The sequence below is a fragment of the Aromatoleum sp. genome (assembly GCF_036675785.1).
Taxonomy (GTDB): domain Bacteria; phylum Pseudomonadota; class Gammaproteobacteria; order Burkholderiales; family Rhodocyclaceae; genus Aromatoleum.
This window is the reverse complement of the sequence record NZ_JAKFEF010000010.1, coordinates 17,397-31,101: the sequence shown is the minus strand read 5'-3', so window position 1 is coordinate 31,101 and position 13,705 is coordinate 17,397. Positions and strand designations below refer to the sequence as shown.

Genomic DNA, 13,705 nt, shown 5'->3' with positions numbered 1-13,705 from the left:
GCGACGAGGATCGTGCCTACGATCGGAAGGCCCGGAACAGCAGGCCGAAGAACACGATCAGCGTGATCATTTGCGGCCTCCGGCGCACGCGCGCGCGTCGCGCAGGATCGCGGCGAAGTGGTGCAAGCCCATCAGCGTCAGCGCGAACGGCAGCACCGCGTAGTTGTACCAGCGCGGCAGCTGCGTCGTCGCGCCGAGCTCGATGCGGACTTCGGGCCGGGCGATCCACTCCCAGCCGAGCCACGCGACGAACGCGAACAGCGCGAGCATGACGACGCCGAGCGCCGCGATCAGGCCGTGACGCGCACGCGCCGGCAGCGCCTGCGGTAGGAAGTCGATCGTCACGAGCCGGCCGTGGTGGACGAGCAGCGACAGGCCGAACAGCGTCGCGAACACGAGCATCTGGACCGAGATTTCCTCCGCCCAGAAGATCGGCGCGCTGAAGAAATAGCGCAGGACGACCTGGGCCATCATGACGCAGGCGATCGCGGCGGTCAGCGCGATCACGAGCCCGCGCTCGATCACGGCGAGGCCTCGGTCGGTTTTTTGGATGAGATCGAACATCGGGGAATCCTTCGGGCAGCGCGATGCGGCGGGCCGGTTGCGGGCCGCCGCATCAGTCACGGAAGTTAAGTCGGACCGTCTTCTCGGCCGCTCAAAGGTCCTTCGCCTGACCGTAGAAGTCGGCGATCAGCGGGTTCTTCGCGATGTACTGGTCGCGGACCTTGCCGCCGACCGCCTGGAACGACGCGATGTCGGCTGCGATAACCTTCGCGCCGTCGGCCTTCGCCTTGTTCAGGTTCGCGACGTCGGCGTCTATCGCCGTCTTGAAGCCCCACTGCTCGGCGTCTATCGCCGTCGTGAAGCCCCACTGCTCGGCGTCGGCGACGACTTTCGCGATCATGTCGCGCTCGGCCTGCGAGCGCGTCGCCCAGTTGCTGAGCGTGAGGTTCGGCGCCTGCTGGTGGAACTTGAGCCCGACGAGCGCGTCGAGGCGACATCGACCGCGTCGAGCAGCTTCGTCGTCAGCGACGGCGCGACTTCGGACAGCGGCATCGCGGTCGGCGCCGCGCCGTTCGCGCTCCACCAGTCGTTGTAGACCGGGCTCGGGAACGACCGGATCTTCTTGTTCGCAAGGTCCGCGGCGGACGCGACCGGCTGCAGCGACAGCACGTGGCGCATGCCGGCAAAGACGTAGCCGAGACCGACGAGGCCGTGCTTGTCGAGCCGCGCGAGCATTTCCTTCGCGGCCGGCGTCGCGGCCGCGCGCGACGCGTGCGCGACGTCCTTGAACACATACGGCAGCGACCACGCGAGGAAGGACGCCTCGCGGTTCGACAGCCCGCCGGCGGTGAATACGCCGAACTGCATCGCGCCCGCCTGCATCAGGTTGATCATCTGCGCCTCGTTGCCGAGCTTCTGCAGCGGGCTGACGGCGATCTTCATCTTGCCGCCGGACGCGGTGGCGAGGTCGGTCGAGATCTTCTCGGACACTTGGTGCCAGACATGGGTGGGCGGCGTGATGTGGCCGAGCTTCAGGGTCTGGGCGTTTGTGGCGAACGCGGCGGCCGCGAGGGCGACGCCGGCGACGGCGGCGCGGACGAGTTTCTTGAATTTCATTTCGGTCTCCTCGGGGAATCGTTTATTTTAGGATCTGTCTGTCATTTCGCGTCGGGCTGCACGGCGGGCGCGGTGCGGCGGAACGCGTCGAGCTCGCCGCACGCGCGGTCGATCGCGACGATCGCCGGATAAGGCGCGAGGTCCACACCGAAGCGGCGGGCGCTCTCGACCTGCGGGACGGGATACACGTCGGCGAGCGTCGGTGCGTCGCCGAAGCAGAACCGGCCTCGCCGCTGGTCGCCGGCGAGCATCTTCTCGAGCGCGTCGAAGCCCGCGGTGATCCACGTCGCGCACCACGCTTTCACCGCGGCGTCGTCGCAGCCGAGCGTCTTTTTCACGTATTCGAGGACGCGGCGATTGTTCAGCGGGTGGATATCGCAGCCGACGACCGGCACGAGCGCGCGCACGCGGGCCCGGTCGTAGAGGTCGTCCGGCAGCAGCGCCGGCGTCGCGTAGCGCTCTTCGAGCCATTCGATGATCGCCGGCGTCTGAGAAGCGCTCCTGCGAGCGGCCCTTCCACAGCTCGTTTCGCACCAGGCGCTCGACGCCCTTCGCGTGATACAGGCGGCCCATCTCGCGCGACGACAGCACGATGCGCGCGGTGCGCGCGACGCGCGAGCGCTGGTACAGGTCGAACGCCTTCGCGAAGTCGTTGCCGTTCGCGCGCAGCGCCTCGCCGAACGTCACTGCGTCTTCCAGCGTCATGCACGCGCCCTGCGCCATGTACTGAGTCGTCGGGTGCGCAGCGTCGCCGAGCAGCGTGACGCGTCCGAACGACCACTGCGCAATCGGCTCTCGGTCCGCGGTCGCCCAGCGCTTCCAACTCTTCGGCAGGTCGATCAGCTGGCGCGCTTTCGGACAGATGCCCTGGAAATAGCTCTGCACCTCCTCGGCGCTGCCTTCGGTGACGCCCCACTCCTCCTTTTCGCGGCTGTGTCACGTACTGCGCGCGCACGACCGACTTCACGCCGTCGGCGCCGATCAGCGCGACGCCGCGGTGCGCGTTGCCGTGCTGGTCATACACCGTGACACTCTCCGCGTCCTGCTCGATGCGTTCGACGCGCGTCGAGGTCAGGAACTCGACGCGGCCGGTCTCCTGCGCGCCTTCGAGCAGCGACAGATGCACGTCGACGCGGTGAATCACCGCATACGGGTTGCCGAAGCGCTTGCGGAACGCCTCGCCGGTCTCGCCGATCTCCGGCGCCTGCTCGAGCACCTTGACCGAAAAACCCTGACGCACGAGCGCGAGTGCCGCCGCCAGGCCACCGATGCCGCCGCCGGCGACGATCACGGGAAGTTGCTGAGTCATCATTGTCTCCTCTATGGGGTCCGGGCAGCCGCGTCGGGCGCGGCCTGCCACCGACGGGGTTTACTCCGCTGCGCCGATCGTCAACGCTCCGCGCGACCGCGCCGGGGATCCGCATCGAGATTGCGCCGCTGTCCGCGGACACGGGCGCGCAGCTCGAGTCGGGCGACGCGGACCTCGCGGTCGGCTTCATTCCCGCGCTCGAAACCGGCTTCTACCACCAGGCGCTGTTCCGTCAGCAGTACGTCTGTCTCGGAGCCTGATGACACCGGGCTGCTATACGGAGCTGTTTTTTATCGACGAAACGACCGGACTCGCCGCCGGCCACCGCCCTTGCAACGCCTGTCTGAAAGGCCGGTTGCACGAATTTGCAGGGTACGGGAAGGCGGCCAATAAGGAATTAGCGCTGGCCGAGCGATGGAGCATTTCTGTTCTCGACCGAACCTTGCAAGCGGAGCGCGTCGGCGAAGTCGGCGCCCGACGCTATGTTGACGCCGAGGTCGCGGCCTTCCGCCCGGAATCTTCGGCCTGCTGAGCCGGAGCGGACATCAAGAACCACATCTAATCACTGCCGACGCGATATGGTTATGGACGCCGCAGGGCTACGAATACGGCGGCCCATTGCCCGAAACCGCCGTCGCCAAAGTATCACCCCTCTGTCCGTCGTCCGCACCTTCACCGCCAGATACCGGCCTGCAAATGTAGTCCGTTCGCACGCGGTACACCTTTCGGCGACGCGGCTGCACAGAACAGGACGGAGTAGGGTGTGCAGCGGCGGCGGCTTGCGCCCCCTTAAATACGCGCGGTGGAAGCCCATCGAGACCGCGCGAGCTCTTATACGTTGCCGTGCAATACGTGCTGGCGCCAAATCTGGCTACACGGTGGCTACACCGGCCGCAGAAAACAAAAAGGCCGGTTGCGTTGACCGGCCTAACTGCTTGAATCTATTGGTGGGGGCACTAGGATTCGAACCTAGGACCTACTGATTAAGAGTCAGCTGCTCTACCAACTGAGCTATACCCCCCCGAACACGCGCGATCGGAAACTTGCGTGTCGCATCTGTGCATTTGGTAGGCCGTGCGGGATTCGAACCTGCGACCAACGGATTAAAAGTCCGCTGCTCTACCAGCTGAGCTAACGACCCAAACGCAGAAGGATTGCGATTCTATGTAATATCGATTGTTCCGTCAACAAATCGGCGAAATCCGCTCGCGGACTTCGCGCGGATGCCGTCTAGACGCCGAACAAGCGGCGGAATCCCGCGCCGAACGCGGCCATGAAACCGGTTCTTCTCACCTCGCCCCTTGCTTCGTGTTGCATTGCCGCCCATTGAACGTCGATCATCAGCGAGTCGACGGTGCCGGCGGCGGTCGCCTCGACCGCGTGACGTCCGTTGAGCGCGGGTTCGAGCGACAGCGAGCTGTGTTTGCGCAGCGCCGAGTTGATGACGAGCTTGAGGTAACCGGAGCGCACCGGCTTCGGCACGAAGCGGTAGATCTGACCCTGATTGATCAATGCGGTCACGGTGTCCGCGTCGCCGTCATCGGTCAGCATGACGGTCACGATTTCCGGATGGCGGCTCTTCATCAGGCGGACGAGGCGCGTCGCGTCGATCGATCCGACGCGCGTCTCGGAGACGATGACGGAGACGGGCTCCCTGTTCAGGATGTCGACGGCGTCGGCAAGGTTCTGGGTATAGGAAACTTTTGCCGCTTCGCCGACGACGTCCGACACGGCCTGCGCCATCGCCGGGTCGTCGTCGATGACGAGGATGCAGTCCCCGTTTGCGACGAGCGGCGTTTCCTCGGTGACTTCCTCTCCCGATTCGGCCGGGCGGCTTCGCGCGATTTCGGCCGCTTGCGCGACGACTTGCGGCAACTCGCCGATGTTCCACGGCTTGTTGATGAAACGGAATACCTCGCTCTCATTCACCGACTTGACGATCGCCGGCATGTCGGAATAACCGGTGAGAAGGATCCGCATCGTGCGCGGCGACAGGCGCTTCACTTCCCGAAGCACTTCGACCCCGGTCATGACGGGCATGCGCTGATCGCTGATCACGACGTCGAAGTCATGCTGCTGCACGAGCGCCAAAGCCTCCTGACCGCTGCCGGCCGTGTGCACCTCGAACTCTCTTTGCAGCAGCCATTGCAGCGACCGGACGATATTGGGCTCGTCGTCGATGCACAGAATCTTGCTTTTGTCTCTTGTCATGTCGCGTTCCTGCACGTCCTACGCCGCGCTCACCAGCGGCTGCTGCGCCACGGGCAGCGTCACGGTGAAAGTCGTGCCAGCGCCGGCCCGGGTCGCGACCTTGATCTCGCCGCCGTGCTGCGAAACGATGTCCTTCGCGATCGCGAGGCCGAGTCCCGTGCCTTCGCCGGCCGGCTTGGTCGTGAAGTAAAGCTCGAAGATATGGGGCAGCGCTTCGTCCGGAATTCCGCGCCCGGTATCCGCGATCTCGATCCGAGCCTTGCTTCCGGCGGCGATCGTGCGGATCGTGATGCGCCCGGCGCCGTCGATCGCGTGAGCCGCGTTGTTGATCAGGTTGAGGAATACCTGATTGAGCTGCGAAGGGTTGCACTCGATCGCGGGCACTTCGCCGTATTCCTCGACCAGCTCGATGCTTTTCGGGATCACGGATTTCGCGATATAGGCGACCGTGTGCAGCGACTTGTTCAGGTCCGCGTGTGCGATGGCCGCGCGGTCGAGTCGCGTGAAATCCCGGAGGTTCACGACCATCTCGGACATCTGGCTGATGCCGTCGAGAACGTCGCCGAGCATTTCCTGCAGCATCGCGATGTCGACGGCGCCGCTCTCGAGCTTGTCGAGGTTCGCCTTCAGCTGCGAGACCTTGAGGGTGACCTTGTCGCCTTCGACGTCCTTCAGAATCATCGACATGCGGGCGGCGACCTTCATCGGCAGATCCATGCCGCCGAGCGCTTCGCGGACCATCAGCACGTTGTTCTGCGAAAAGGCGAGCGGCGTGTTGAGCTGGTGCGCGACGCCCGCGACCATCTGGCCGAGCGACGCCATTTTTTCGGATTGGGCGAGCTGCTGGTGGCTGTGCTCCCGTTCTTTCTCCTGGCGCTGGATGATCTTTTCGGCGCGTCGCACGATCAGGAGCAGGCCGCAAAAGAGCAGCGCAAGGAGCAGCGCGACCGCGCCGAGCTGGCGGTCCGACGTCGCATCGACCTTTGCCTGGTTTTCGAGCGCCGCATCGGCCACCTTGCGCTGGTTCGCCTCGGTGGCAATCTGGATCTCGGACGACGTCTGCTCGATCCGGTCCAGAAACGGGGTGACGTCCGAGTACACTTCGAATACGCCGACGACGCGCGATGAGCCGGGCTCGAGTACGGGAAGATAGCTCGAAATGAGGTCCCGGTTCTCGACCTTGCCTTCGAACGCGGAAAACGTGTCGCGGTGGGTCAATTCGCTTTTCGGCGTGCCGTCGAGCGCGGCGCCGCGCCAACCGGCGTTGGAACTCTTGTCTTCGCCGATCTGCGCATGCTCCGACGAATAGACGGTGATGCCGCGCAGGTCGAAGACCTTGATCTTGAAGACGGTGCTCTTGCGCATCGACTCGAACACTTTCGCGTCGAGCTCGCGGAATCCCGGCAGGGCCATGATGCGCTGGCCGATTTCGGCGAAGCACGCTTTCTTTTGGGAGGCCGCGGACGCGGTGCCGTTGCTCGTGGTGTCCGGCAGAGTGCGGCAGTGCTCGGCGTCGAGCGCCCGTGCCTGCGCGACGAAGGGGGCGAAATCCTTCGCCCATAGCGCGTTCGCGAACAATCGCGTCAGGTTGACGTTGCCCGATTCATGGATTGCCAGCAGGTCGCGCCGCGCGGACTCGTCCTGCCGCTTCGCGAACACCCGCTGTACGTCGTTGAAAAACGCGCCCTGTTGTTCCTGGACCTGCCGGAGGAGAGCTCCCTGCTGTTGTTCGAAGTAGATCAGGGTCAGGGCCACGAGGCAGAACATGCCAAGGCTGGCCAGCGTGAAATGGCGCACAAGCCGAAAGCGCATCGAAAGGATCCCGAAAAGGTTGTTATCCCGGCGTCAAGCTGCCGGATGTTACAAAACCCTTCTGGAAGCAGGGCTGATATAGATCAACCCCCCACTGGATGGCTCTGACGCGTGGTCGAGATCGGGTGGCGCGTCTTACTGGTAGGGCGTGGGGTCGGGGACGCCGGCCGCCTCGAAGCCCGCGCGCCGCAACCGGCACGCGTCGCATGCGCCGCAGGCGCGGCCCGCCTCGTCGGCCTGATAGCACGAGACGGTCTGGGCGTAGTCGACGCCGAGCGAGATTCCGCGCTGGATGATCTGCGCTTTTGACAAATCGATCAGCGGAGCGTGGATCGTGATGTGCGACCCTTCGACGCCTGCCTTTGTCGCGAGATTGGCCATCGTCTCGAACGCCGCGATGAATTCGGGGCGGCAGTCCGGGTAGCCGGAGTAGTCGACCGCATTCACGCCGACGAAGATGTCGCGTGCGTCGAGCACTTCGGCCCACGCCAACGCGATCGACAGCATGACCGTGTTGCGGGCGGGCACGTAAGTGACCGGAATGCCCTCGGCGTCGCCCCCGGTGGGCACCGGGATGCTCGCGTCGGTCAGTGCCGATCCGCCGAATTCGCCGAGGTTCACGCGCGCGAGGCGGTGCTCCCGTGCGCCGAGCGTCCGGGCGACGAGTTTCGACGCGGTCAGTTCCGCGGCGTGACGCTGGCCGTATGCGATCGACAACGCGAAGCACTCGAAACCGATGTCCCGTGCGATGGCAAGGCAGGTCGCGGAGTCGAGTCCGCCGGAGAGCAATACGATGGCGCGCTGGGGATCGGTCACGGCAGGTGAAGTCACGAGCGAGGGAATCGGGTGCGGCGGGCCGAGCGGGCGGATTCAGCGGCCCCGAGCATCGCTCCACAGCACCTTGTGCAATTGGAGTTGAAAGCGGACCGGCAGGCGGTCCCGTACGATCCAGTCGGCGAGCAGCGCAGGGTCCAGTTTGCCATGTACCGGTGACAGCAACACGGTGCAGCGGCGGGCGAGTCCGTGTTCGGCGATACGCGCCCTTGCCCAGTCGTAGTCCGCCTCGCCCCCGAGGACGATTTTCACCTCGTCGTGTCCGTTCAGCAACGGTAGGTTTTCCCAGCGGTTTCGATCCGTCTCCCCGGACCCGGGTGCCTTGAGATCCACGATCCGCGATACGCGGGGATCGACGGCGGAAATGTCGAGCGCACCGCTGGTCTCGAGCGACACCGAAAAACCGGCGTCGCATAGCGCCTTCAGCAAGGGAAGGCAGGCCTTCTGCGCCAGCGGCTCGCCGCCGGTGACGCATACGTGCGCGATTCCATGGCTCGCAACGTCTTCGACGATCGCCTCGAGACTGCGGCTTTCGCCGCCGTGGAATGCATATTCGGTATCGCACCAGACGCAACGCAGCGGGCAGCCGGTGAGCCGGACGAACACTGTCGGGAGCCCGACGCGCGTCGATTCGCCTTGCAGCGACGAGAAGATTTCCGTAATCCGCAGTTTCGGGCTGCGATCCGGTGCTGCCACTGTCATGGACCGCTCAGGGTGTCTTCTTCGCGAGCCGCTGCTTGGCCGCGGTCGCGGCAGAACTGTCGGGGAAGCGCTCAACGACTTTCTTCAGCGTCTCCTGCGAGCTTTTCGCGTCGCCCAGCGCCTGCTGGCTGTTCGCGAGTCCGAGGAGTGCGTCCGGGGCGACCGGGTCGCGCGGCCAGTTCGTCAGCACAGCGTTGAAATACTTGCTCGCGGTCGCGACTTCCTTCGCCTGCAGTGCGGCATTGCCGGCCCAGAAGTGGGCGCCGGGCAGCAGCGAACTGCGCGGATGCTGGCTGATGAACTGCTCGAAGCCGGCAAGCGCGTCCTTGTATTTCGCTTCCTTGAGAAGGTTCAGGGCCGTCTCGTAAGCGGCCGATTCGGCGGCAGGGTCCGCGGGAGGCGTTGCCGGCGCGGACGCGGTGCGGCTGCTCTCGATCTGCCGGACGCGATTGTCGAGGTCGACGTAGAAATCGCGCTGGCGCTGCTTCAGCGATTCCATTTCGTGACGCAGGACCTCGATCTGCCCGTTAAGCTTCGAAATCTCGGCCTTGAGCAACTCGTTCTGGCTCGCCAGTTCGAGTTGCCCGCGGCTGCTCGCCTCCAGCCGCTCGAGTCGATTGTTCGACTCCGAGCGCAACTCGTTGATCGCCCGCCGGGCTTCTTCGTCGCTGAAGAGGCCCGCTTGCGCGGGCCCGACCGACGACAGCGCCAGCAGCATTGTCAGCGGCAGGAGGCGCTTCATCAAAACTCGCCCGAGTAGAGCATGTCGCCGCGGCGGTTCTGGGCGAAGCAGGTTTCATTGCTTTCGCTGCAGCGCGGCTTTTCTTCGCCGAGGCTCACGGACTCGATCTGCGACTCCTTCGCGCCCAGCAGCGTCAGCGCCTGACGCACCGCGTCGGCACGCTTCTGGCCCAGCGCGACGTTGTATTCGCGGCTGCCGCGTTCGTCGGTGTTGCCCTGGATCAGCATCTTCATCTGCGGATTCTGGACCAGGAAGCGGGCGTGCGCTTCGACGAGCGGGCGGGCATCGGCCTTGATCACGAACTGATCGAAGTCGAAGAACACCGAGCGCTTGGACAGGATGTTGTTCGGGTCGGTCAGCGCGGCGATGCCGGAACCCGCGGGGCTGGGCGCGGTCACCGTGGGGACGCCGGTGCCGGGCGTGCTGGAGCGGTCTTCGACCGTCGTGCCGGTTTGATCGAAGGTGCCGGTGCTGCTGCAGGCAGCAAGCAGCACGGACAGCAGTGCGGGTAGAGTAAGTTTCTTCATTGGATTTTCCCTGTATTGGACGAACAGCAGTGTTGCTACCGGATGAGCGGGCCCCATGAGGGCTCGCGCACGTCGGCTGCCTGCACCGATAGACGCTGTTTCACCCGGCCATCGGTCGAGACGGCTGCAAGAACGCCCCGGCCTCCGCTTTCGGAGGCGTAGAGGATCATGCGGCTGTTGGGGGCGAAGCTGGGTGACTCGTCGCGTGCCGAGTCGGTGAGGATCGTGGTTTGACGGGTAGCGAGGTCCATGACCGCCACCTGAAAGCGCCCGCTGTTCCGGCTGATGAACGCGAGATTCCGTCCATCCGGGGAAAGGCGTGGCGTCACGTTGTAACTGCCGTCGAAAGTGACCCGCTCGGCGCCGCCGCCTGCGGAGGAAATCCGGTAGATCTGCGGGCTGCCGCCGCGATCCGAGGTGAAATAGATCCACTGGCCGTCGGGCGACCAGGCGGGTTCGGTGTCGATGCCCGGCGAGGTCGCGAGGCGGCGCACACCCGACCCGTCGGCGTTGAGGACGTAGAGCTGCGACTGGCCATCCTTCGTCAGTACGACCGCGAGGCGCTGTCCGTCCGGCGACCAGGCGGGAGCCGAATTTGAACCCTTGAAGTTCGCGACGACCTGGCGCTGGCCGGTCGCAAGCGTATGGACGTAGACGACGGGCTTCTTCGCTTCGAAGGACACGTACGCGAGACGCTGTCCGTCCGGCGCCCACGCGGGGGAGATGATCGGTTCGCGCGAGGCGAGCGCGGTCTGCGCGTTCATGCCGTCCGCGTCGGCGATCTGCAGCTCGTAGCGCGGCCCGCTTTTCACGACGTAGGCGACCCGGGTCGCGAAATAGCCGGGCTGGCCGGTGAGTTTCTCGTAGACGAAATCGGCGATGCGGTGCGCCGTCGCGCGGTTTTGCGCCGGGGCCATGCGCAGTGCGAGCGCGCCCAGTTCGACCTGCTTCTGCGTGTCGAAGAGGCGGAAGCGGACATCGTAGCGGCCGTCGGCCTGAGGGTAGATGCTGCCGCTGAGCACGGCGTCGGCGCCGCGGCCCCGAATCGCGGCGAGGTCGGGCATCGTCGTGACCGGGACCGTGACCAGCCCCATGTCGACGAGACTGAAGAGACCGCTGCGCTCGAGGTCCGCGCGGACGACCTCGGTGACCCCGCGCGGAAGCGCGGCTTCGTTCTCGAACATCGGAATCGCGACTGGAAAGCGCGTTGCGCCAGTGCCGGTGATCTCGATCGACAGTTGCGCCTCGGCCGCGCACGACAGCGCGGCGAGCGAAGCGACGAGCAGCAGGCGGATGTTCGAGAGGAGCTTGGTCATGGCTTATTGATGACGTTAATCGACAATTATAGCTAACAGCGGATCGGGACGCAGAAAGGAAAGCGTTCGGCGCGTACTCAGCCTTCGTCGAGCGGCCTGAACCTCAGTTCGAGTGTCCGTTCGAAAAGTTCCTTCTGTTCCGGCAGCGGCAACGGGCTCGATCGCCGGATCGCCCGTTCGATCGCATCGTCGAGCGCGGGGACGCCGGACGAGCGCTTCAGGCGGATCGCGAGGACTTCGCCGCTCGGGAGTTGATCGACGTCGAAGACCGCTTCGGGATTGCCGGAGAGGCCGGGCGGGCGCAGCAGGTTTCCGCGCACCTTCGTGCGAATCGCGTTGGTGTAGGCGTCCTTCGCGCCGGCCGAACGCGCGGCGGCGACGCGCGCGGCGTCGTCGCGCATCATGCGCTCGAGCTGCGTGCGCTGGGTTTCCTGCGCCAGCCGTTCCGCCAGGTAATCGTCCTTCGGCGGCACGACCTCGCGCGGTTTCTCGGGTTCCGGTTTCTTCGGTTCGGGTTTCTTCGCTTCCGGTTTCGGCTCGGGCTTTTTCGGTTCGGGTGCTGGTTCCGGCTTCTTGGACTCCGGCTTGGGTTCGGGTTTTTTCGGTTCCGGCTTTTTCGGTTCGGGCGCCTTCGTCGCGATGTCGGGCTTGGCCGGCGCTTTCGGCTCGGGTTTCGGCGGCTCGGGTTTAGGCGGCTCGGGTTTAGGCGGCGGCGCTTTGGGGGGTTCCGATTTCGGTGCGGGTTTCGGCGGTTCGGGGGCGGGCGGCGGCGGAGGCGGCGCCGGACGCGACGGGACGGCCGCGACGAGATCGACCTGCATCGATGCAGGCGGCGCGCTTTGCCAGCGAACGCCGAACACGAGGAACGCGATCAGCGCGAGATGGACCGCGACGGTCAGTCCGAGCGATGCCCATTTTCCCGGTTGATCGTGGTCGGAATGAGGAGTCCAGTGCTTCATCGCCCGCCGCTGCCGGCCTGCGTCTGCAGACCCACCTTCTGGACGCCGGCCTGCCGCAGTCCGTTCAACGTATCCATGACCTTCTCGTAGCTCACGCGCTTGTCGGCAGCGACGACGACGGGTTGCGCCGGGTTGCGCCCGATCGCGGCGCGCAACTCGCGCAGGAGTTCCAGGTTGCTCAACGGGCGTTCGCCCGCGCCGCCGGTGGCCTTCAACGCGAGCGAGCCGTCCTGTTTGACGACCACGACCATCGCTTCGGCCGGCGGCTGGGGGACGTCGGCAACGGACGGCAGTTCGACGTTGCCGGTCTGGATCATCGGCGCGGTGACCATGAAGATCACGAGCAGGACCAGCATCACGTCGATGTACGGTACGACGTTGATCTGGTTCATCAGGCGGCGCTGGCGCATCGTCGGGCTCCGCCGTTCAGCGCAACTGGCGCTGCAGGATGTTCGAGAATTCTTCGATGAAGCTCTCGAAGCGGATGCCGATGCGGTCGATGTCGTGGGCGAAGCGGTTGTAGGCGACAACCGCCGGAATCGCCGCGAAGAGGCCGATTGCCGTGGCGACGAGCGCCTCGGCGATGCCCGGGGCGACCTGGGCCAGCGTCGCCGAGCTGACGTTCGACAGACCGCGGAACGCGTTCATGATCCCCCAGACCGTCCCGAGCAGGCCGATGTAGGGAGAGACCGAGCCGACCGACGCGAGAAACGCGAGGTGCGCTTCGAGGTCGTCGACCTCGCGCTGGTAGGTGGCGCGCATCGCGCGGCGCGCACCGTCGATGGTCGCGGCGTGATCGTGACTCTTGGCGCGCAGCTTCGTGAATTCGCGATAGCCCGCCTCGAAGATGCGTTCCAAGCCGCCGCTCTGGTGGCGCGCCGCGGCGGCCGACTGGAACAGCCCGTTGAGGTCTCCTCCGCTCCAGAAGTCGCGTTCGAAGCCATTGGTCTTGGTGCGCGCGGCGCGGATCTGGAACCACTTGCGGAAAATCCAGTACCACGAGACGAGCGAGAGGCTGGCGAGCAGCGTCATCACGAGCTGGACGAGGACGCTCGCCTCGCTGATCAGACTGATGATCGAGAGATCCTGGGTGACATTCATGCTTGAACGAGTTCTTCGAGTTTGTTGCGGACTTCGGTGGGCAGGGGGACGGGACGCTTCTTGTCGAGGTTGACGCAGGCGATGACGAAGCGGCCTTCGAACAGCAGGTCGCCGCCGCGCACGATCTTCTGCCTGAACACCAGGCTCGCGCCGCCGAGCGAGTCGACGTGCGACACGACGTGTAACGCATCGTCGAGCAATCCGGGTGACAGGTAATCGGCTTGTACCGAGCGGACGACGAACGCGATCCGTTGTCCTGCAAGCAGCGCCTTCTGCTCGAACCCGATTTCGCGCAGGCATTCGGTCCGTGCGCGCTCGCAGAATCGGAGGTAATTCGCGTAATAGACGACGCCGGCGGCGTCGGTGTCTTCATAGTAGACGCGGACCGGCAGCGAGAAGCGGACGCGTCCGGCGGCTGATGCGAACTGCTCGGTGGTGTGCATCGCAGCATTCTAGCCGACTCGGAGTCTCCGCTGTACGCCGAAAGGCCTCGCCGATCTCTCAAAAAGTAAGGCGAATCGGGTAGGTGCGAAATCGCGGCACTATCCGGAAGGGGTAGAAAACCCAGTCGT

17 protein-coding genes, 2 tRNA genes and 2 pseudogenes are annotated in these 13,705 nt (G+C 65.2%); 2 read left to right on the top strand and 19 right to left on the bottom strand.

Going from position 1 to position 13,705, the window contains the following annotated elements:
* Positions 1 to 66: 66 nt before the first annotated feature.
* From V6M37_RS01735 to V6M37_RS01710, 6 genes and pseudogenes are all read right to left on the bottom strand, one after another.
* The gene (locus tag V6M37_RS01735) at positions 67 to 564 is read right to left on the bottom strand and encodes a TRAP transporter small permease (RefSeq protein WP_332670499.1); all 498 of its coding nucleotides are present in this window, start codon (positions 562 to 564) and stop codon (positions 67 to 69) included.
* 91 nt (positions 565 to 655) lie between these two features.
* Entirely contained in the window at positions 656 to 904 is a 249-nt protein-coding gene (locus V6M37_RS01730; RefSeq protein WP_332670497.1) for a hypothetical protein, read from the bottom strand.
* Positions 901 to 1,620, bottom strand: a complete 720-nt coding sequence (locus V6M37_RS01725) for a TRAP transporter substrate-binding protein (protein WP_332670494.1) — start codon at positions 1,618 to 1,620, stop codon at positions 901 to 903. Before V6M37_RS01725 ends, V6M37_RS01730 begins: the two co-directional genes overlap by 4 nt.
* 41 nt (positions 1,621 to 1,661) lie before the next feature.
* Positions 1,662 to 2,057: a hypothetical protein gene (locus tag V6M37_RS01720; protein WP_332670686.1), complete on the bottom strand. Its 396-nt coding sequence runs from the start codon at positions 2,055 to 2,057 to the stop codon at positions 1,662 to 1,664.
* Positions 2,058 to 2,268: 211 nt separating this feature from the next.
* Positions 2,269 to 2,505 (bottom strand): annotated as a pseudogene (locus V6M37_RS01715) (FAD-dependent monooxygenase); the annotation flags it as partial.
* A 106-nt stretch (positions 2,506 to 2,611) separates the two neighbouring features.
* Positions 2,612 to 2,929: pseudogene (locus tag V6M37_RS01710) on the bottom strand (NAD(P)-binding protein); the annotation flags it as partial.
* Between the two features lie 2 nt (positions 2,930 to 2,931).
* Here V6M37_RS01710 and V6M37_RS01705 point away from each other — a divergent pair.
* Both V6M37_RS01705 and V6M37_RS01700 read left to right on the top strand, forming a co-directional pair.
* A complete protein-coding gene (locus V6M37_RS01705; RefSeq protein ID WP_332670491.1) occupies positions 2,932 to 3,189 on the top strand; it encodes a hypothetical protein in 258 nt (85 codons plus the stop codon).
* The gene (locus V6M37_RS01700; protein ID WP_332670487.1) at positions 3,189 to 3,461 is read left to right on the top strand and encodes a hypothetical protein; all 273 of its coding nucleotides are present in this window, start codon (positions 3,189 to 3,191) and stop codon (positions 3,459 to 3,461) included. The genes V6M37_RS01705 and V6M37_RS01700 overlap by 1 nt, the downstream gene beginning before the upstream one ends.
* A 413-nt stretch (positions 3,462 to 3,874) precedes the next feature.
* Here V6M37_RS01700 and V6M37_RS01695 read toward each other — a convergent pair.
* The 13 genes from V6M37_RS01695 to ybgC all read right to left on the bottom strand — a co-directional run bounded on the left by V6M37_RS01695 (position 3,875) and on the right by ybgC (position 13,576).
* Positions 3,875 to 3,950: transfer RNA gene (locus V6M37_RS01695), tRNA-Lys, on the bottom strand.
* 44 nt (positions 3,951 to 3,994) lie between these two features.
* Positions 3,995 to 4,070 (bottom strand) — tRNA-Lys (locus V6M37_RS01690).
* Between the two features lie 89 nt (positions 4,071 to 4,159).
* Entirely contained in the window at positions 4,160 to 5,140 is a 981-nt protein-coding gene (locus V6M37_RS01685; RefSeq protein ID WP_332670486.1) for a response regulator, read from the bottom strand.
* Between the two features lie 18 nt (positions 5,141 to 5,158).
* Entirely contained in the window at positions 5,159 to 6,952 is a 1,794-nt protein-coding gene (locus V6M37_RS01680; RefSeq protein ID WP_332670485.1) for a sensor histidine kinase, read from the bottom strand.
* A 135-nt stretch (positions 6,953 to 7,087) separates the two neighbouring features.
* Positions 7,088 to 7,768 carry a 7-cyano-7-deazaguanine synthase QueC gene (gene queC / locus V6M37_RS01675; protein WP_332670684.1) on the bottom strand — a complete coding sequence of 227 codons (681 nt, stop codon included), beginning with the start codon at positions 7,766 to 7,768 and terminating at the stop codon, positions 7,088 to 7,090.
* Positions 7,769 to 7,822: 54 nt separating this feature from the next.
* The gene (gene queE / locus V6M37_RS01670; protein ID WP_332670483.1) at positions 7,823 to 8,488 is read right to left on the bottom strand and encodes a 7-carboxy-7-deazaguanine synthase QueE; all 666 of its coding nucleotides are present in this window, start codon (positions 8,486 to 8,488) and stop codon (positions 7,823 to 7,825) included.
* Between the two features lie 7 nt (positions 8,489 to 8,495).
* Positions 8,496 to 9,230, bottom strand: a complete 735-nt coding sequence (gene ybgF / locus V6M37_RS01665; RefSeq protein ID WP_332670482.1) for a tol-pal system protein YbgF — start codon at positions 9,228 to 9,230, stop codon at positions 8,496 to 8,498.
* Entirely contained in the window at positions 9,230 to 9,757 is a 528-nt protein-coding gene (gene pal / locus V6M37_RS01660) for a peptidoglycan-associated lipoprotein Pal (protein ID WP_332670479.1), read from the bottom strand. Before pal ends, ybgF begins: the two co-directional genes overlap by 1 nt.
* A gap of 35 nt (positions 9,758 to 9,792) precedes the next feature.
* Positions 9,793 to 11,073 carry a Tol-Pal system beta propeller repeat protein TolB gene (gene tolB, locus V6M37_RS01655; protein ID WP_332670477.1) on the bottom strand — a complete coding sequence of 427 codons (1,281 nt, stop codon included), beginning with the start codon at positions 11,071 to 11,073 and terminating at the stop codon, positions 9,793 to 9,795.
* A 77-nt stretch (positions 11,074 to 11,150) separates the two neighbouring features.
* The gene (locus V6M37_RS01650; protein WP_332670474.1) at positions 11,151 to 12,032 is read right to left on the bottom strand and encodes an energy transducer TonB; all 882 of its coding nucleotides are present in this window, start codon (positions 12,030 to 12,032) and stop codon (positions 11,151 to 11,153) included.
* On the bottom strand, positions 12,029 to 12,442 hold the full coding sequence (gene tolR, locus V6M37_RS01645; RefSeq protein WP_332670471.1) for a protein TolR: 414 nt from the start codon (positions 12,440 to 12,442) through the stop codon (positions 12,029 to 12,031). The genes V6M37_RS01650 and tolR overlap by 4 nt, the downstream gene beginning before the upstream one ends.
* Before the next feature lie 16 nt (positions 12,443 to 12,458).
* Positions 12,459 to 13,133 carry a protein TolQ gene (tolQ, locus tag V6M37_RS01640; protein ID WP_332670469.1) on the bottom strand — a complete coding sequence of 225 codons (675 nt, stop codon included), beginning with the start codon at positions 13,131 to 13,133 and terminating at the stop codon, positions 12,459 to 12,461.
* Entirely contained in the window at positions 13,130 to 13,576 is a 447-nt protein-coding gene (gene ybgC / locus V6M37_RS01635; RefSeq protein ID WP_332670463.1) for a tol-pal system-associated acyl-CoA thioesterase, read from the bottom strand. The genes tolQ and ybgC overlap by 4 nt, the downstream gene beginning before the upstream one ends.
* Between the last annotated feature and the right edge of the window lie 129 nt (positions 13,577 to 13,705).

What these genes read in the sequence shown, in the direction of transcription:
- V6M37_RS01735 (WP_332670499.1), bottom strand. Translation starts at nt 564, where the DNA reads ATGTTCGATCTCATCCAAAAAACCGACCGAGGCCTCGCCGTGATCGAG.
- V6M37_RS01730 (WP_332670497.1), bottom strand. Translation starts at nt 904, where the DNA reads ATGATCGCGAAAGTCGTCGCCGACGCCGAGCAGTGGGGCTTCACGACG.
- V6M37_RS01725 (WP_332670494.1), bottom strand. Translation starts at nt 1,620, where the DNA reads ATGAAATTCAAGAAACTCGTCCGCGCCGCCGTCGCCGGCGTCGCCCTC.
- V6M37_RS01700 (WP_332670487.1), top strand. Translation starts at nt 3,189, where the DNA reads ATGACACCGGGCTGCTATACGGAGCTGTTTTTTATCGACGAAACGACC.
- V6M37_RS01685 (WP_332670486.1), bottom strand. Translation starts at nt 5,140, where the DNA reads ATGACAAGAGACAAAAGCAAGATTCTGTGCATCGACGACGAGCCCAAT.
- V6M37_RS01680 (WP_332670485.1), bottom strand. Translation starts at nt 6,952, where the DNA reads ATGCGCTTTCGGCTTGTGCGCCATTTCACGCTGGCCAGCCTTGGCATG.
- queE (WP_332670483.1), bottom strand. Translation starts at nt 8,488, where the DNA reads ATGACAGTGGCAGCACCGGATCGCAGCCCGAAACTGCGGATTACGGAA.
- ybgF (WP_332670482.1), bottom strand. Translation starts at nt 9,230, where the DNA reads ATGAAGCGCCTCCTGCCGCTGACAATGCTGCTGGCGCTGTCGTCGGTC.
- pal (WP_332670479.1), bottom strand. Translation starts at nt 9,757, where the DNA reads ATGAAGAAACTTACTCTACCCGCACTGCTGTCCGTGCTGCTTGCTGCC.
- tolB (WP_332670477.1), bottom strand. Translation starts at nt 11,073, where the DNA reads ATGACCAAGCTCCTCTCGAACATCCGCCTGCTGCTCGTCGCTTCGCTC.
- V6M37_RS01650 (WP_332670474.1), bottom strand. Translation starts at nt 12,032, where the DNA reads ATGAAGCACTGGACTCCTCATTCCGACCACGATCAACCGGGAAAATGG.
- tolR (WP_332670471.1), bottom strand. Translation starts at nt 12,442, where the DNA reads ATGCGCCAGCGCCGCCTGATGAACCAGATCAACGTCGTACCGTACATC.
- tolQ (WP_332670469.1), bottom strand. Translation starts at nt 13,133, where the DNA reads ATGAATGTCACCCAGGATCTCTCGATCATCAGTCTGATCAGCGAGGCG.
- ybgC (WP_332670463.1), bottom strand. Translation starts at nt 13,576, where the DNA reads ATGCACACCACCGAGCAGTTCGCATCAGCCGCCGGACGCGTCCGCTTC.